Annotated in this window: 17 protein-coding genes; 5 read left to right on the top strand and 12 right to left on the bottom strand. The window is 40.0% G+C overall.

Translation table 11 applies throughout. The features are described from left to right. The first annotated feature begins 5 nt into the window (after positions 1-5). Positions 6-959: a sugar-binding transcriptional regulator gene (locus AB6T38_RS17470; protein WP_372548522.1), complete on the top strand. Its 954-nt coding sequence runs from the start codon at positions 6-8 to the stop codon at positions 957-959. An 87-nt stretch (positions 960-1,046) separates the two neighbouring features. Here AB6T38_RS17470 and AB6T38_RS17465 read toward each other — a convergent pair whose 3' ends face one another. The 9 genes from AB6T38_RS17465 to rpmH form a co-directional block, all read right to left on the bottom strand. Continuing rightward, entirely contained in the window at positions 1,047-1,865 is an 819-nt protein-coding gene (locus AB6T38_RS17465; RefSeq protein ID WP_348491685.1) for an ATP-binding protein, read from the bottom strand. Positions 1,866-1,879: 14 nt separating this feature from the next. Beyond that, positions 1,880-2,527 carry a DnaT-like ssDNA-binding domain-containing protein gene (locus AB6T38_RS17460; protein WP_348491684.1) on the bottom strand — a complete coding sequence of 216 codons (648 nt, stop codon included), beginning with the start codon at positions 2,525-2,527 and terminating at the stop codon, positions 1,880-1,882. Positions 2,528-2,537: 10 nt separating this feature from the next. Then, positions 2,538-2,972 carry an FMN-binding protein MioC gene (gene mioC, locus AB6T38_RS17455; RefSeq protein WP_372548521.1) on the bottom strand — a complete coding sequence of 145 codons (435 nt, stop codon included), beginning with the start codon at positions 2,970-2,972 and terminating at the stop codon, positions 2,538-2,540. A gap of 11 nt (positions 2,973-2,983) precedes the next feature. Further along, positions 2,984-4,351 carry a tRNA uridine-5-carboxymethylaminomethyl(34) synthesis GTPase MnmE gene (gene mnmE, locus AB6T38_RS17450; protein WP_372548520.1) on the bottom strand — a complete coding sequence of 456 codons (1,368 nt, stop codon included), beginning with the start codon at positions 4,349-4,351 and terminating at the stop codon, positions 2,984-2,986. Positions 4,352-4,366: 15 nt separating this feature from the next. Continuing rightward, positions 4,367-4,849, bottom strand: a complete 483-nt coding sequence (locus tag AB6T38_RS17445; RefSeq protein ID WP_372548519.1) for a YajQ family cyclic di-GMP-binding protein — start codon at positions 4,847-4,849, stop codon at positions 4,367-4,369. A 102-nt stretch (positions 4,850-4,951) separates the two neighbouring features. Further along, positions 4,952-6,613: a membrane protein insertase YidC gene (yidC, locus tag AB6T38_RS17440; protein ID WP_372548518.1), complete on the bottom strand. Its 1,662-nt coding sequence runs from the start codon at positions 6,611-6,613 to the stop codon at positions 4,952-4,954. A gap of 150 nt (positions 6,614-6,763) precedes the next feature. Beyond that, positions 6,764-7,018 (bottom strand): membrane protein insertion efficiency factor YidD, encoded by a 255-nt coding sequence (gene yidD, locus AB6T38_RS17435; RefSeq protein ID WP_372548517.1) that lies wholly within the window; start codon positions 7,016-7,018, stop codon positions 6,764-6,766. Continuing rightward, positions 6,973-7,341 carry a ribonuclease P protein component gene (gene rnpA, locus AB6T38_RS17430; RefSeq protein ID WP_348491678.1) on the bottom strand — a complete coding sequence of 123 codons (369 nt, stop codon included), beginning with the start codon at positions 7,339-7,341 and terminating at the stop codon, positions 6,973-6,975. The genes yidD and rnpA overlap by 46 nt, the downstream gene beginning before the upstream one ends. Positions 7,342-7,350: 9 nt before the next feature. Beyond that, positions 7,351-7,485, bottom strand: a complete 135-nt coding sequence (gene rpmH / locus AB6T38_RS17425; RefSeq protein ID WP_008842504.1) for a 50S ribosomal protein L34 — start codon at positions 7,483-7,485, stop codon at positions 7,351-7,353. A 546-nt stretch (positions 7,486-8,031) separates the two neighbouring features. Here rpmH and dnaA point away from each other — a divergent pair. The 4 genes from dnaA to gyrB are packed head-to-tail and all read left to right on the top strand — an operon-like array spanning position 8,032 to position 14,151. Beyond that, positions 8,032-9,474, top strand: a complete 1,443-nt coding sequence (dnaA, locus tag AB6T38_RS17420) for a chromosomal replication initiator protein DnaA (RefSeq protein ID WP_372548516.1) — start codon at positions 8,032-8,034, stop codon at positions 9,472-9,474. Between the two features lie 20 nt (positions 9,475-9,494). After that, on the top strand, positions 9,495-10,601 hold the full coding sequence (dnaN, locus tag AB6T38_RS17415) for a DNA polymerase III subunit beta (protein ID WP_348491676.1): 1,107 nt from the start codon (positions 9,495-9,497) through the stop codon (positions 10,599-10,601). A 24-nt stretch (positions 10,602-10,625) separates the two neighbouring features. Continuing rightward, a complete protein-coding gene (gene recF, locus AB6T38_RS17410) occupies positions 10,626-11,726 on the top strand; it encodes a DNA replication/repair protein RecF (RefSeq protein WP_372548515.1) in 1,101 nt (366 codons plus the stop codon). Positions 11,727-11,730: 4 nt separating this feature from the next. Next, positions 11,731-14,151, top strand: a complete 2,421-nt coding sequence (gene gyrB / locus AB6T38_RS17405; RefSeq protein ID WP_372548514.1) for a DNA topoisomerase (ATP-hydrolyzing) subunit B — start codon at positions 11,731-11,733, stop codon at positions 14,149-14,151. 358 nt (positions 14,152-14,509) lie between these two features. Here the strand turns inward: gyrB and AB6T38_RS17400 are convergent, their stop codons facing one another. From AB6T38_RS17400 to glyQ, 3 genes are read right to left on the bottom strand one after another with little or no spacing between them, the layout of a single operon-like run. Then, a complete protein-coding gene (locus tag AB6T38_RS17400) occupies positions 14,510-14,944 on the bottom strand; it encodes a hypothetical protein (protein ID WP_372548513.1) in 435 nt (144 codons plus the stop codon). 28 nt (positions 14,945-14,972) lie between these two features. Then, entirely contained in the window at positions 14,973-17,045 is a 2,073-nt protein-coding gene (gene glyS / locus AB6T38_RS17395; protein ID WP_372548512.1) for a glycine--tRNA ligase subunit beta, read from the bottom strand. Continuing rightward, entirely contained in the window at positions 17,038-17,967 is a 930-nt protein-coding gene (gene glyQ / locus AB6T38_RS17390; RefSeq protein ID WP_372548511.1) for a glycine--tRNA ligase subunit alpha, read from the bottom strand. The genes glyS and glyQ overlap by 8 nt, the downstream gene beginning before the upstream one ends. Positions 17,968-18,100 lie beyond the last annotated feature (133 nt).

Below are 18,100 nucleotides of genomic sequence, written 5' to 3'. Positions count from 1 at the left end.
TAAAAGTGGTTAAGTTAACAAATGCTGAAATGCGCAAGCTAGATGAAGCTGCACGAGCGGGTTGGTTGTATTATGTTGCCGGCCAAACGCAAGATGAAATAGCTAAAAAACTTAATGTTTCCCGTCAATCTGCTCAACGCATGGTGGCTTTATCAGTAAGCAAGGGATTAATTAAAGTACGTTTAGATCATCCTATAGCAAAATGCATGGACTTAGCCGTTAAACTTAAAGATCGCTTCGGATTGATTAGTTGTGAAGTCGTGCCTAGTGACGAATCTGATTCTACCTTAGGATTAGCTCAAGCCGGTGCAGATGAAATTGAAAAGTTCTTAAAATCGAGTCAACCTAAAGTGCTTGCAATGGGAACGGGTCGGGTATTGCGGGCTTGTGTTGATGAGCTATCATCTTTGGACTGTGAGCAACATAAGATTGTCGCGTTGCTGGGAAATATGGCATTAGATGGTTCTGCTTCACCTTACGATGTTGTGGTGCGTATGGCAGAGCATATTAAGGCCAAACATTATCCTATGCCTTTACCAGTGCTGCCTCGTAGTAAAGAAGAAAAAGAGCAATTACATTCACAACGCAATATTGCTAGTAATCTGGCATTAGCGGCTAATGCAGATGTGACTTTTGTGGGTATTGGTAATCTTGGTATTAATTCGCCGTTGATGTTGGATGGTTTTATCACCAAAGATGAGCTTAAAGAATTACAGAAAAAAGGAGCGGTCGGCGAGATCATTAGCTGGGTATTTGATCGCAATGGTAAGTTATTGGATTGTGCAGTAAATGATAGAGTGGCCAGCACTCCCTTAGCGGTAAGCTCTGATAAACCAGTGATTGGTATTGCTGCCGGTCAGGATAAAGTCGATGCTATTCTTGGTGCCCTGAGATCTAAGATGATTAACGGACTTATCACCAATGAATACACCGCCGAAAAAGTACTAAGTCTGGATTAAACTTAACGTTCAATACACAGAAGCAAATGTAGCTATTCCTTTTGCTAGCGCTCCATTGCTGGGATAAATCCCGAAGAGCACAGCTTGTTATTTTACCTGGTTTGGTTGATAACCACTGCTAACATTCATCGGCTCTGGAGCTTGAGGGATAATTTCTCTGCGGCGGCTAGGACCAGAAAATTTCACTTTGTATGTGTCGTATTCTTTGATTGATTCAAAACAGTACTTACCCAAGGCATTTTCTAATTCAGCTAAATTGTGGTTGGTGATCAATATACAATTTTTATGATTAACCAGGCGTTGACGTAACAGGTTTCCCAACCAACTTTGTGTGTTCTTTTTCAGCATTGTTTCGTTAACACAGACTTCATCGAGAATTAATAGATCTACGTCTAAAAGTTCTTTCTGTATTTCTCTAAATTGTTCTGCGACGTTATCTGTTGCATTGTAATCATAAGAAAAGAAGCGCATTTCCAATAAGCTTGAAAGCTGTCTGTACAATACTGATATTTCATATTGATCTATGAGCTGGTGGGCTATTGCGCCTGCAATATGCGATTTTCCGCGGCCATAATCACCATAGAAAATCATCATATGGGAGCCACTTGAGCGCCAAATAGGATCATCATGTGCGGCAATAAATGATTGCGCAATACTGACCGCTTCAATTACGTCATCACTGTCTTCTATCAGGGTTTGGAAATTCCATTTGGGATTGAGATCAGAGCGTCCATGGATTTCTTGAATACGTCTTAGTTTGGCTTCTTGTTGCATTTTTTTGACGTCTTCGTTGGCTAAACGCTCGTATTGGGCGCGCACCTCTTTGTAGTCAGTATAGGTATCAGGAACATTGGTTTTACCTAAAGCTCTCGCCAATTGATCTAGTTTTTGTTTGATACTGTCCACGTATTTCCGCTCTTCTATGGTTGCTTTTTACTATATTTGGCCACTAATTGCTTGGCGTTATCGTCCGCTTCAACACCGGCTTTAGGTGTGACCCACTGGTTGCCTACCTTTTGCACATTTTTAACGCCACTGGCCACTCGCCTTTGTTTTATCTGAAAAACGAATTTCTGAGTCCATTGATATTGACTAAATTGTAGTTCAGGTCGTCCCATCCAATAGGCAATAAATTCGCCTAATTCATGCTGGCTGTAGTCTTTATCAATAATCCCAATTAGAGACGCTAAATCTTCAAATGCAGCCTGATGGGGTTTCCAATTTGCTGTCATGCCACTCCATTGTAAATGAAGGCTAGGGTAGTCGTCTTGTTTAATATTTAGCAGCGGTAACCGAATACATTGTTGATTGAAGCTTTTATCTAATGAAGCGTCTGGTTCAATTTCAACTAGCTGGTGTTTTACTAGTTCTTTAATCAGCCCATTTATTTGCCTTCCCAAGGTAAACTCGTTGTTTTTACCATTTAAAAGTGCAATTAATTGTTTGTAATTAAGTGGTGCTGTGAGTCCTGTTTTTTCATCTGCAATTGGACGCAAGCCGAGCAAATACAAGACTCTAGCGTCGTTGCTAAGTGCTTGGGTGAGTGCCGCTTGTTCCGATGAATTCATAATACCTAAACTAAATTTGTTGCAAGTAAGAGGTTAGCCATTCTACGGCAGGTTCTTCAGGGATAGGGTGGTTGAGTACATCAATATGAATTGCTGGAGCCAGTAACTTTGCTCCACTGTTTAGTAATAGTTCTTGCATTGTTTTGGCACCATAACAGTAAGTGTCATAACTACTATCACCTAAACCAACCACTAAAAATTCCACATCATGCAATGCTTTTTGTTTAATTTGTTTGGCAAATTGTTGGATATTATCGGGTAATTCTCCGGCCCCATGGGTGCTGGTGCATATTAACCAATTGCCGCTACTGGGGATATCAGCAATATCAGGATCTAAATGGATTGTTGCACTATGTCCGTTAGCTTCCAAGGTTTCTAGTAAGGCATCGGCAACATATTCGCTTGCGCCTAACATAGTACCTACAATGATTTCAAAATTTGCCATGTTATTGCCTTTTACTTACCGATACAAAAAGAAGAAAAAATACGTCCGAGCAAATCATCTGAACTAAACTCACCGGTAATCTCATTTAACGCTTGCTGGGTTAACCTTAGCTCTTCGGCCAGAATTTCGCCGGCAATATGGTCATGGAGTTGCTGTTGCCCAATCTCTAAATGCTCTGCTGCTCGTTCTATGGCATCTAAATGTCTTCTTCTGGCAATGAATTGTCCTTCAGAACTTTGATCAAACCCCATACATTGTTTGAGATGCTCAGCCAAGGCGTCAATGCCCTGATTTAAACTGGCTGATACTCGGTAGACTGGGGTATCGCCATGTTGTTCAAAGCCGACAGACTCCCCCGACAAATCCACTTTGTTTCTGACCAAAGTAAGCCCCATATTTTTCGGCAGTTTTTGCATAAACTCGGGCCAGATTTTATGGGGATCATTTTCGTCACTTTCGCAGCTATCTAACATAAATAACACGCGGTCGGCTTTCTGTATTTCTTGCCAGGCTCGCTGGATGCCGATTAGTTCTACTTTGTCTTCGCTTTCTCTGAGTCCTGCGGTATCAATAATATGCAATGGCATACCATCTAAGTGGATATGTTCTTTAAGTACGTCGCGAGTGGTGCCTGCAATATCCGTTACTATGGCTGCATCACGTCCAGCCAAGGCATTGAGTAGACTCGATTTACCCGCATTGGGTTTACCTGCAATCACCACCTGCATGCCTTCTCGTAACAAACTACCTTGTTTAGCTTGTTGTTTAACATTCTGCATTTGGGCAATGATGTCGTTGAGATCATTTGCCACTTTGCCATCACTCAAAAAATCGATTTCTTCTTCAGGAAAATCAATGGCGGCTTCCACATACATTCTTAAGTGAATGACTTTTTCCACCAGCTGGTGGATATGGGCCGAAAATTCGCCTTGTAACGACCGCATGGCGCTTTTAGCAGCTTGCACTGAACTAGCATCAATTAAGTCTGCTATGGCCTCTGCTTGGGCTAGGTCGAGCTTATCGTTTAAAAAAGCTCGCTCACTGAACTCACCCGGCCTTGCCATACGTAATTTGGGTATTGTTAGTATTCGCTTTATCAGCAAATCTAGAATAATTTGACCACCATGACCTTGCAGTTCGAGTACGTCTTCACCGGTAAACGAATGGGGATTTGCAAAGAATAATGCAATCCCCTGGTCCAAGGTCTGTTTGTGTTCATCTAGGAATGGCAAATACTCTGCTTTTCTGGGCGTTAACTCTTTGCCTAGCAATTCTGCGGCAACGGTTGTTGCTAGGGGACCTGAAACCCTAACAATACCCACACCACCACGGCCTGGGGCAGTGGCTTGAGCAACAATAGTATCAGTTGGTAATTCCAAAATTGTATTGCCTGACTAGTCGCGGAAGTTGTTAAATTGCAATGGTTGACCTAAATCTTCACTTCTAAGTAAAGCCATTACTGCCTGTAAATCGTCACGCTTTTTACCATTCACGCGAAGTTGATCGCCTTGAATGCTAGCTTGCACTTTCATTTTTTTGTCTTTAATCAACTTCACAATTTTTTTCGCGATAGGTTGCTCAATACCTTGTTTGAACTTGACGGTGCGACGGTGTGTCTTGCCGCTTCGTACTGTATCTTGCGGATCCATGGCATTAGTGTCTAACTTACGCTTAGAACAGGCATTACGTAGCATGTCTGTTAGTTGTTGAAGTTGAAAGTCACCTTCAGCTGTTAGCACTACTGATTCATCTTTGTATTCTATTGAGGCTTCCACCCCTCTAAAATCAAAACGGGTGCTGAGTTCACGATTGGCGTTGTCGACTGAATTACGAACTTCGTTCATGTCGATTTCTGAAACAATGTCAAAAGAGGGCATTTATTTCTCCTGTACGAATTTTGGGTATATTGTAAACCTGTAAACATAGACAAAAAAGCCCGCAATGGCGGGCTTTCAATTTTATTTATTGCCATACACGCTTTATTTAGCTTTTAATCCACGCTTTTCCATGGACGAGTAAATAATTTTAGCTTGTACCAACGTAATCACGTTACTGATCAACCAGTATAAAACCAAACCAGCAGGGAAAATGAAGAAGAATAAACTCATTGCTACTGGCATCCACTGCATAATTTTCTGTTGCATCGGATCTTGGATGGTCATTGGTTGCAGTTTTTGCAACAAATACATGCTCAAGCCGGTTAGTACGGGTAATACAAAGTAGGGGTCTTTAACGGATAAATCTGTGATCCAGAATATAAAGTCAGCATGTCTGAGTTCCACACTTTCCAATAGTACCCAATAAAGAGCTAAGAAGATTGGCATTTGTAGAAGTAGAGGGAAGCAGCCACCCATAGGGTTTACTTTCTCTTTCTTATACATTTCCATCATGGCTTGAGACATTTTCTGTCTATCATCACCAAAACGTTCTTTTAGCTGTGCCATTTTAGGCGCTAAATTACGCATCTTAGCCATAGACTCGTATTGCTTTTTAGTTAGCGGGTACATCGCCCCTTTAACAATAATAGTGATGATGATAATGGCTAGCCCCCAGTTAATTACGATACTTTGTATAAACTGAAGTAACGCGAACAGAGGTTGAGAAATCCACCAAAGAACACCGTAGTCAACTGTGAGGTCTAAACCGCGGGCTATTTTAGCCAAAGCGTCTTGGTCTTTAGGACCCATGTAAAGAGTACTTGAAATGGTAGTTGAGTCACCAGGTGCTACTTCTACAGGTGCGCCTTTGAAACCAATAGCAGCGTATCGAGCTTGAACCACTGTACTGTACAACTGGTTTGTGTCTTCTTGAGGTGGTACCCATGCAGAAACAAAGTAATGTTCCAACATGCCAGCCCAACCACCAACGGTTGTTTCTTTTAGCTTTTCATCTTCCATATCATCGAAAGAGAATTTTGAATAACGATCATCTTGAGTAGAAAATGCACCACCACGATAGGTCGGCATAAACATGCTGCTTTCAGTACCTTCAATAGCTTGTTTTAACTGACCGTATTGTTGATATTGTTTAACTTGTGAACTGCCGTTAACCACTTCGTATTCGACTTTAACGTCGTGATGACCTGGAGTGAAGATGAATCGTTTCGTTACGACCACACCATCAGCAGAAGTCCATTTTAAAGGAACTATCAACTCTGCATTTTCCATGACGAATTCTTGTTGACTCACTACGTAAGCTGGACGCCCTTTTTTCGAATCAATTGCGTCTCTGCCAACTAAACCACTTTGTGCAATATACAAACTAACTGCGTCTGGGCGTAATAAGCTATATGAATCGTCAGATCCTTGTGTAACAGGGAACTTACGAAGATTGGCTGAAACTACGTCACCGCCGCGGGTATCAATTAATAGGTCTAAGGTGTCTGATAAAACATGAACCACAGAGTTAGTTTGTGTGGCTGTTGGGTTGACACTTTCAACTATTGTCGATTCTGGTACATCACCGCTGTCGTCTGTAATAGTCGAAGGAGGTAAATCAGAACTAGGAGTGGACAAAGGGGCGGGTTCAACTATCTGAGCAGGTTGAACTGGTTGAGGACCATAGTCCTTTTGCCATTCTTGCCATAATAGAAAACTGACCAATGCTAGGCCAATTATCAAAAAACTGCGTTGGGATTCCATATAATACTCTTTAACTACGTGTTCAATTTTGCGATTTTTTACTATCGCATTTAGCTTTTCACAAATAGATTAGTCTATTTATGAACGTATTTATTACATCTCATTTTTTACAGGGCGAAATAGTATAGGCAAATGAGGCAAATGATAAGTTCATTCGTGTTTTTTCGCCTTATTTTCTGGTACATGGTCAATACCACCTGGATGTAAGGGGTGACATTTACTCATTCTTTTAATTGTTAGCCAGCTTCCTACCCAAAACCCATGTTTGGAAATTGCTTCTATACCGTACTGAGAACAACTTGGATGGAATCGGCAATTTTTCCCTAGCATAGGAGAAATCCATCGCTGATATTGACGAATCAACCAGACTGGGATTGCGCGCAACGCTTTGAGAGCTTTTTCCATAATTTTCCTAACAACAATGTGATTTGTTGATTCGTCATTGTGTCTAAGCCACTTTTACCGACAACAACTATATCAGTGTTTGGCAATTGGTGTTGATGCATGCGAAAACTTTCTCTGATAAGACGTTTAATGCGATTTCTATCGTGGGCTTTCTTGACGCGTTTTTTGGATATAGTAATACCCAGCCTAGGATGATCTAGCTGATTAAAACGGCCTAACACAGTGAGTTGAGGTGAAACTGAGGGTATGGCTTTTTGAAAGACTTTTTCAAAGTGAGTGGGAGTTAAAAGTCTTAGCTCCCGAGAAAACGAATTTTCACTCACTTTGAGAAATTAGGCTGATAAACGAGCACGGCCTTTAGCACGACGATTAGCAAGGACTTTACGTCCATTCTTTGTCGCCATACGGGCACGAAAACCGTGTGAACGCTTACGCTTTAAGTTACTTGGTTGAAATGTTCTTTTCATGACCTAGTCCCGATACATAAAGGTTAATATAAAATGAACTTCAATAGACGTTTAACCATTGCGCTCAAAAAGGATGCGGAATACTAGAGATATTTATAGTACTTGTCAATCATTGATCGCGAAGATCGTTAAATTAATTGAGTTTATTTTTATAAAAAATTTATCAACTGTTGATAACTGTTTTAATTTAGTTGATGTTATCCACAACATTCCAATCTATTTTCTTAAATAGTGATTTTAAATAGCGTATTTTTATCTACCTTTAAATCGAAATAAAATAAAGTTAAATGTATTTTAATTTTCATAATATTTTAAAATATATAATTAAAACAACGGGATGGGTGTTATTTGTTACCTGTTTGGCAAATTAAGTTCAATTCAGTATTGCACTTGGTGGGGGGAATGCGAGATAATTCACAACCCTTTACGCAAAAGGGCTAAAAAAGAACAATAATTGGACAATTCACACTTAGTCGGGTGCTTTCAATTATCGAGTTATTTTAACTTTTATCGGGCTGTTAATGGCCTCGTGACGGACTTGTTTTAATGTCTTTATGGAATAGATGCCTTGATCGTCTTCAACACGATCTTTCTACGCAAGAATTTAGTATGTGGATAAGACCGCTAAAAGTTTCAGAAGATAATCTCTACGTAACTTTGTCTGCTCCTAATCGATTTGTACTAGATTGGGTACGCGATAAATATCACAGCCGAATCACCCAACTGCTTGAAGAGTTTTGTGGTTCTGATGCACCCAGTTTGTTATTGGAAGTTACGGCTAGACAAGGTGCAAACTTTTCGCCAAATAATAACAACACCTCAAATAACCAATCTACTGTTAATAATGGTGTAGCTAATACATCCAAAGATAATGTCGGTCAACTTTTAGCTAATGAAAGAAGTGCCGAACCGCAAAAACCTGATAACAAGGACTTTAATCAGAAAGCTACTGTATCTAGTCAGGCTCACAAGAGTAATATTAATGTTACCTACAAGTTTGATAACTTTGTTGAGGGTAAATCAAACCAACTAGCACGAGCCGCTGCAACTCAGGTGGCTGATAATCCAGGTGGTGCATATAACCCATTATTTATTTATGGCGGAACGGGTTTAGGTAAAACTCACTTATTGCACGCAGTGGGTAATGGCATTATTGCCAAAAAGAAAAACGCTACTGTGGTGTACATGCATTCGGAACGTTTTGTTCAAGATATGGTTAAAGCATTACAAAATAATGCCATTGAATCTTTTAAACGTTATTACCGTTCGGTGGATGCGTTATTAATAGATGATATTCAATTTTTCGCTAATAAAGAGCGTTCGCAGGAAGAGTTTTTTCATACCTTTAATGCGTTGTTAGAAGGTAATCAACAAATCATTCTCACCTCTGATCGATATCCAAAAGAAATCGATGGGGTAGAAGATCGTCTAAAATCTCGCTTCGGTTGGGGATTAACCATTGCCATCGAACCACCTGAGCTAGAAACTCGGGTAGCGATTTTAAATCGCAAGGCGTTAGAGAATAAAATCAACTTGCCTGATGAAGTTGCATTTTTCATTGCTAAACGTTTACGTTCAAATGTAAGGGAATTAGAAGGTGCACTAAATCGTGTTATTGCAAATGCGAATTTTACCGGTCGAGCGATAACAATAGATTTTGTGCGTGAAGCACTTAGAGATTTGTTAGCACTTCAGGAAAAGTTAGTTACTATTGATAATATTCAAAAAACGGTAGCTGAATACTATAAAATTAAAATCGCAGATATTCTGTCAAAAAGGCGCAGTCGCAGTGTGGCTAGACCAAGGCAAATGGCAATGGCGTTAGCGAAAGAACTAACCAACCATAGCCTTCCAGAAATTGGAGATGCGTTTGGGGGAAGGGACCATACTACTGTTTTGCATGCATGCAGAAAAATAGTACAGCTAAGAGATGAAAGTCATGATATAAAAGAAGACTATCAGAACCTTATTCGCACATTATCTTCTTAAAATAAAAAACGAGCTTATAAATGAAATTCACCATCAGTCGGGAAAATTTTCTTCAACCTCTTCAATTAGTCTCTGGTGCTGTAGAGAGACGTCATACTTTACCGATATTATCTAACGTACTCATTAAAGTCAGTGATAGTTCACTTTGGCTAACAGGTACGGATCTAGAGGTAGAGCTAATCTCTAACGTGACCTTAACAGGGGAATTTGAGGAAGGCGAAATTACAGTTCCTGCCAAAAAACTTTTTGATATTTGCCGTGGTTTAGGTGATGAAAGCGAAATTAAATTTGAAGTTGATGGTAATAAAGCTCTAATTCGTTCCGGTCGCAGTCGTTATTCATTATCTACATTGTCAGCTAGCGACTATCCAAATTTAGAAGATTGGGAAGGGGAAACTGAGTTTGAAATTTCCCAAGCTAACCTTAAACATTTAATTGAAAGCACACAGTTTTCAATGGCACAGCAAGACGTCCGTTATTATTTGAATGGAATGAGTCTTGAAACTGAAGAAGATATTATTCGTACTGTTGCCACTGATGGTCATAGATTGGCTTTGTGTCGTTTGAAATACACTGCATCTCCTTTGCCTAGTCGACAGGTTATTATTCCTCGTAAGGGAGTTTTGGAAATAAGTCGCCTTATTGAAGCTGATGACAACTTGGTTAAGGTGCAATTAGGTTCAAATCATATTCGAATTTTTTCTACTGATTTCATTTTTACTAGTAAATTAGTTGATGGTCGTTTCCCTGATTATCGCAGAGTACTTCCTAAAGATGGCGATAAAATCATTGAGGCCAGCAAAGACGTTTTAAAGAATGCTTTCTCACGGGCATCTATTTTATCTAATGAAAAATTTAGAGGTGTACGTTTAAATCTTTCTAAAAATGAATTAAAGATTACCGCTAATAACCCAGAGCAAGAAGAAGCAGAAGAAATTGTTGATGTTTCTTATGAAGGGGATGGGGAGTTGGAAATCGGTTTTAACGTTGCATACCTAATTGATGTGTTTAACTCTTTAGGTTCTGAAAACGTTAAGATTTCCTTGGCGGATTCTAATAGTAGTGCTTTGATAGAAGATGCTGCTGATGACTCGGCTCTTTACGTTATCATGCCCATGAGACTGTAGTCGTCATTTAGGAAACATTTTTATATGAAGCTGGACAAAGTCCAGATACAACATTTTCGAAATCTGCAAAATGTTGACATTTCACCTTCGCCTTCGTTGAATTTTATATTTGGTCAAAACGGTAGTGGTAAGTCTTCTTTCTTAGAGGCTCTCCACTACTTAGGTTTTGGCCGCTCATTTCGAACTCTTAAACATAAAAATGTCATTCAATACAATACCCCTGAATTTAGCATTTTTAGTGTTGTATCAGATTCTAAGAATTCATTAAAACTTGGAATGTCTCGCAAAAATGACGACTCTTTGTTGGTTAGTGTAAATGGCAATAAATCCAATAAAATGTCGGAACTGGTAAGCCACGTTCCCATTCAAATATTTACTCCCCAAAGTTCAGATTTAATTATTGGCAGTCCATCTTTACGCCGACGATTTTTAGATTGGGGATTGTTCCACGTGGAACCATCCTTTATACAAACGTCACAAGAGTACCAAAAATTAGTAAAACAGAAGAATGCGCTTCTTCGTAAAAACACCTTGACGAATAGTTACGAATATAGCACTCAGATGCAATTCTGGGACAAACAAATCATAAAGGTAGGAAACCACCTTACAGAATTAAGAAAAGCTTACCTAGATAGCATTTTGGCGCATATAAATGCCAATTTATTGCAATTTCTACCTGAGTTTTTGGTGGAAATCTCGTATCATAGGGGTTGGGAAAAAGACGCTTCGCTTGAAGAGTCGATTAGCAGAAAATATGAAAGAGATTGCCGAAATGGTTATCTAAGCGTTGGTCCGCACAAGGCTGATCTCAAACTGAAATGCAATGGCGTTGAAGTTTCAGAAACCTTATCTCGCGGTCAACTGCGAATGTTAGTTGCGGCATTACAACTTGCTCAAATACAGCACCTAAGTAGTCAGACAAAAAAGTCTTGTGTGTTTCTATTAGATGATATTGGTGCTGAGTTGGATGAGACTAAGCGAGAATCTTTTATAGATAAGTTACTAGAAAATGAAACACAGCTTTTTATAACAGCAATTGAAAGATCTCAATTACTGTTTATAGAGAAATACAAAAACAAGAAAATGTTTCACGTGGAACATGGCCATATGAGAGAGGAGAACTAATCAAATGGCAGAAGAGAATAACTACGATTCTTCGAGTATTAAAGTACTTAAAGGATTAGATGCAGTAAGAAAAAGACCTGGTATGTATATTGGTGATACAGACGATGGTACAGGTTTGCACCACATGGTTTTTGAGGTGGTTGATAATTCAATCGATGAAGCCCTTGCTGGTCACTGTTCGGAAATTAATGTCAAAATTCATACTGATGGTTCTATTTCTGTTTCAGATGATGGTCGTGGTATTCCTACAGAAATACATGAAGAAGAGGGTGTCTCCGCAGCTGAAGTTATTATGACAGTACTTCACGCCGGCGGTAAATTCGATGACAATTCCTATAAAGTCTCCGGTGGATTGCACGGTGTTGGTATTTCTGTTGTAAATGCATTATCAAAAAGACTGACTATGAAAATCCGTCGTTTAGGTAAAGTCTTTGAACAAGAGTATGTCCATGGTGTGCCTCAAGAACCTTTAAAAGCTGTAGGTGAATCTGAAACGACAGGGACTACAATTCGTTTTTGGCCGAGTGAAGATACCTTTACTAATGTGGAATATCACTACGATATTCTAGCCAAACGATTAAGAGAATTAAGCTTCCTAAACTCAGGTGTATCCATCGTACTGTCTGATGACAGAGATGGTAAAAAGGACCACTTCAAATATGACGGTGGTATTCTAGCCTTTGTTGAATACTTAAATAGAGCTAAAACTTCGGTTCATTCTAAGATTTTCAATTTTACTTCTGAAAGGGATGATGGCATTTCTGTTGAAGTGGCTATGCAATGGAATGATAGTTTTAATGAAAATGTATTCTGTTTTACCAACAATATTCCTCAACGAGATGGTGGAAGTCACCTCGCTGGATTCCGTGCAGCATTAACTCGTACGTTAAATAATTACATGGAAAAAGAAGGCTTAAACAAGAAAGCCAAAACCAACGCAAGCGGTGACGATGCAAGAGAAGGTTTAACGGCTGTTATTTCCGTTAAAGTCCCGGATCCTAAATTCTCTTCACAAACCAAAGACAAGCTGGTTTCATCAGAAGTGAAACCTGCTGTTGAAACTGCAATGGGTGAAGCCCTTACAGATTTCCTATTGGAAAATCCATCTGAAAGTAAGATCATCATTGGTAAGATTATTGATGCTGCTCGTGCTCGAGAAGCTGCAAGAAAAGCTAGAGAAATGACTCGCCGTAAAGGTGCTTTAGACTTAGCTGGATTGCCTGGTAAATTGGCAGATTGTCAGGAAAAAGATCCTGCTAACTCTGAACTTTACATAGTGGAAGGGGACTCAGCGGGCGGCTCTGCAAAGCAGGGACGTAACCGTAAGAACCAAGCAATATTGCCACTGAAAGGTAAGATACTTAACGTTGAGAAAGCGCGTTTTGATAAGATGCTTTCATCACAGGAAGTTGCTACCTTAATTACTGCATTAGGTTGTGGTATTGGTCGTGACGAATATGATCCTGAAAAACTGCGTTACCATAAAATCATTATCATGACCGATGCTGATGTTGACGGTAGCCATATTCGTACATTGCTATTGACGTTCTTCTACCGTCAAATGCCAGAAATCCTAGAGCGTGGTTATATTTACATTGCACAGCCACCGCTTTATAAAGCGAAAAAAGGTAAACAAGAACAATACCTTAAAGACGATGATGCGTTGACCAATTATCTAACGTCAATTGCATTATCTGACGCTTCAATTCATGTTAATTCTGACGCACCTGGTATCTCTGGAGTTGCATTGGAAAACTTGGTTAATCAATACCATTTAGCTGTTAAAATGATCAATAGAATCAGTAGGTTATATCCTAAGGTTTTAGTTAATCAACTGATCTATAGTGATATTTTAGAAGTGTCTGACCTAAATGACCCTGCAAAACTTGAAGCTTTCGGTAAAACTTACATTGCTTCATTATCTGATGATGAATCTGATGGAGCTACATACAGCTTCGAAATAAAAGATGACGTAGAGCGCAGTAGTCATTACATATCCATTATTTTGCGTCAGCATGGTATTGATACTGAATATAAGTTTGATCACGACTTTGTAGATTCAACTGAGTACACAAAAATCAAAGAGCTTAATGCAGCAATCAACGGCATTATGGAAGAGGGTGCTTACGTTAAGCGCGGTGAGAAAACCAAACCTGTTTCTGATTTTGTTAGTGCATTGGAATGGTTAATGTCTGAGTCAAAACGTGGGCAATATATTCAGCGATACAAAGGATTGGGTGAGATGAACCCTGGCCAATTGTGGGAAACGACAATGGACCCAGATAATCGTAGAATGCTTCAGGTAACCATTGAAGATGCCATAGGTGCAGATTTATTGTTTACCACGCTAATGGGTGATCAAGTGGAACCTAGACGTAACTTCATCGAAGAAAACGCGTTACGAGTAGCAAACTTAGACGTATAGTATTTGGGTCTGATAGCAGACTTAAATCTCTGATACTAATGATATCAAAAGCGCTGAAGATTTTATCCTCGGCGCTTTTTTTTGCCTAAATTTAATGAACGTTTCTTTAAGTTTTGCGCTTACATTCGAATGCCTAAGAAAAATAGCCTGGTATTTGTTAGTTACGGTGACTTGCATAGGAACTAGGAAGAATAAACCTAATGGCAGTCAAACTCAGGTTGAGTTTTAGAGGAGCACTTTAGAGGCCTGAACGATGGTCTTAATCTGCACTTCTTAGGGGGGAATTATTCAGGAGCTTTTCTGGAAGAGCACCTCTTAGGTTTGCCTAAGAGGTGAGTATTTAGATACTAATTAGAATTTAAGCTTTTTCGATGTAAACAACAGGGGATTGGTCGTGGGTAAAGTCGATGAAAAAATCATATGCGCCTGTTTCATTAGGTGTGAATTGAAAATTCCCCCCCGGATTTTCACAGGAAGACTTTGCTGTTTTACCCACGGTTAATACTTTTCCTGCTGTGCCTGTGGGGCTTCCACAATCATATCCAGGCGTGTAGTTTTCATCAGCAAATTTAAAGTCATAAGGCTGGCCGTCAGCAATTAGCTTCACGGTAGCCTTATAAAGGTTGCCATTTACCTTTTCAATCCGATAGTTCTCGTCCGCTTCCCACCAAGTAAAAACACCTCGGAGATAAAAGCTTTGGTAGTCTTTTTCCATAATTTGCTCAACAAAAGTAGTGGAGCAACCTGAAACAAAGGTACTGGCTAAAACTATTAAGGCGAGTTTATTTTTCATAATCTTCAATTTAGATCCCAACTTTATTCTATTCGTGTCTTAATAACGATATGTCAGCACACTTAAGGAAAAGCTGACGTAATTGTAATAGAAGCGCTAGGCGATTGTTCTTAACCGAATCGTCGTCAGCCATTACCATTACATTATCGAAGAATGCATCAATACTGGTCGCCAGTTGCGATAGAACCTGCAACACAGCTTCGTAATCGCCTTTTGCAAGCAATGGCGCAGCTTCTTCTTGAATGCGGGCTATCTCATCTGCTAAGTGCTTCTCTTGTGCTTCCACCAACAAACTGTTATCTAACTTATATTCATCGGACACATTATTCTTATCTAAAATGTTCGCAACGCGTTTGTTTGCAGCTGCTAATGCTTGGGCACTAGGCAGTAACTTAAACTGCTTCACACCGTGGATACGAGCATCAAAATCAGCAGGTGCCGTAGGACGTCGAGAAAGTACTGCTTGTATGACATCAACTTCAATGCCTTGTTCCTGATACCAAGTTCTAAATCTTCCCAAAATGAAATCTACAACTTGTTCTTGGGTTTCATGGTTACTTATTTTCTCTTTTAATAGCTGATAAGCATCCGCTACGAGGTCAGCTAAATCGATAGGCAGTTTAAGCTCAACAGCAATACGCAGAATACCTATGGCTGCACGTCTGAGTGCAAATGGGTCTTTATCACCTTTAGGCAATTGACCTATTCCAAAAATGCCTACTAGGGTATCTAGTTTATCAGCTAGAGCGACTGCACAACTTACTTTAGACTGGGGAAGGGCATCACCAGAAAAACGCGGCATATATTGTTCGTTTAAGGCGTTAGCAACCACTTCATCTTCGCCATCGTGATTGGCATAGTGCATTCCCATAACACCTTGTACATCGGGGAATTCCATTACCATTTCAGTCATCAAATCGGTTTTTGATAACAAACCAGCTCTAGCAGCTTGAGTTTCGTTGGCATCAATATGCTTAGCAATTTTTGCTGCTAACTCAGAAATTCTGCGGGACTTGTCTGCTAAGGTACCTAATTGTTTTTGAAACAAGACGCTTTCTAAACTATCCAAGCGACTTTCTAATGTGTGTTTCTTATCAGTTTCAAAGAAAAAGCGCGCATCAGATAAACGTGGACGAATAACTTTTTCGTTACCCTGAATAACTTGAATAGGATCTTTACTTTCAATGTTAGTTACAAACAAAAAGCGTGATTTTAGCTCACCGTTTTCATTTAACATTGGGAAATACTTTTGGTCACCTTTCATAGTATAAATTAAGGCTTCTTTAGGTACTTGTAAAAACTCGTCTTCAAAATTGGCAACTAAAACCACGGGCCATTCAACTAAGGCAGTCACTTCATCCAATAAGTCTTGCTCTAGCTCTACTACGCCGTTTTCTTTAGCCGCTGCTTCTTGTAGTTGCTCCTTGATGATGTCTTGGCGCGTTTGATAGTCAGCAACAACATAATGATCTTTTAATTGATTTTGATAATCATCAACGTGAGCTAGCTCAAAGCTGCTTTCACCATGGAATCTGTGACCGTTAATCGTTCTAGTGGATTTTAAGCCTAGAACTGTACCATCAATCACACTATCTCCATAAAGCATACAGAGGGTGTGTACAGGGCGTATAAACTGAATTCTTTTGTCACCCCAGCGCATGGCTTTAGGGATGGGAAGTTTCTTTAGTGCGGTAGCAACAATATCTTCTAATAAAGAGGGTAGTGTTTTACCTGCCACACTCGCAACGTGTAACAACCATTCACCTTTGTCGGTTTTTAAGCGTTGTGCTTGGTCTACGCTAATACCGTTAGAACGCGCCCAACCTTCAGCCGCTTTAGTAGGATTACCTTCGTCATCAAATGCAGCGCTTACAGCTGGACCACGTTTTTCTACTTCTTTATCAAGTTGTTTTTCTGCTAAGGCAATGACTTTAACAGCCAGACGTCTTGGAGATGCGTAGCTTTCAATGTGATCGAAAGCTAGGTTCGCGCCTTGCAAACCTAATTTGATATTTTCAGAAAAAGCCTGGGATAGGTTTTTCAATGCTTTTGGTGGAAGTTCTTCCGTACCCAGTTCAACTAACAGATTTTCTTTACGCATTACCTTTATCTCCCTTGTTAGCGTCGTCTTTACACATGGGGAATCCGAGTTTCTCTCGACTCTGGAAATAGGCCTCTGCAACCGCTTTGGCAAGAGTACGCACACGCAATATGTAGCGTTGACGCTCTGTTACCGAAATTGCATGACGTGCGTCTAACATATTAAATGCATGGGATGCTTTCATAACTTGTTCGTAGGCAGGAAGAGGTAATCCAGCTTCTATCATCCGTTGGCTGTCCTTTTCACATTGATCAAAGGTTCCGAATAGGGCTTTAACATCTGCATGTTCAAAATTATAAGCAGATTGTTCGACTTCATTTTGGTGAAAAACGTCGCCATAAGTGACCTTACCCATAGGACCATCCGTCCAAACCAAATCGTAGATACTATCTACCCCTTGGATGTACATTGCTAAGCGCTCTAAGCCGTAGGTAATTTCCCCTGTCACTGGTGCGCACTCAAGGCCACCAACTTGCTGGAAGTAGGTAAACTGAGTCACTTCCATGCCGTTTAACCAAATTTCCCAACCTAGGCCCCAAGCACCCAAAGTAGGAGATTCCCAGTTATCTTCCACAAAACGAATATCGTGTACTAAGGGATCAAAACCTAGCTCTCTTAATGAGTCTAGGTAAAGCTCTTGAATATTATCTGGGGATGGCTTGAGCATAACTTGGAACTGATAGTAATGCTGTAAGCGATTCGGGTTCTCGCCATAACGGCCATCAGTAGGGCGGCGACAAGGCTGCACATACGCGCTGCTTATCGGCTCTGGTCCTAATGATCTTAAAAATGTCATAGGATGGAAGGTACCTGCGCCTACTTCCATGTCTAATGGCTGGATAATTACACAACCTTGACGGGCCCAAAAATCCTGCAATGCGAGGATGAGACCCTGAAACGTCTTTATATCAAACTTTTGCATGTACAATCACTACATTATTGGTTACTAAAAAAATGCCCGCCAGTATACCTTTTGTATTGCTTTGAATGTAGGCTAAATCACCGAATATTGTAATAAACATGCATGTTGAGCCTAAGTTCTCAAAAATTTGGCT

Source organism: Aliiglaciecola sp. SL4 (assembly GCF_041538045.1).
GTDB lineage: Bacteria > Pseudomonadota > Gammaproteobacteria > Enterobacterales > Alteromonadaceae > Aliiglaciecola.
The sequence above is the reverse complement of the archived record's forward strand: the minus strand, read 5'-3'. Positions and strand labels throughout refer to the sequence as shown.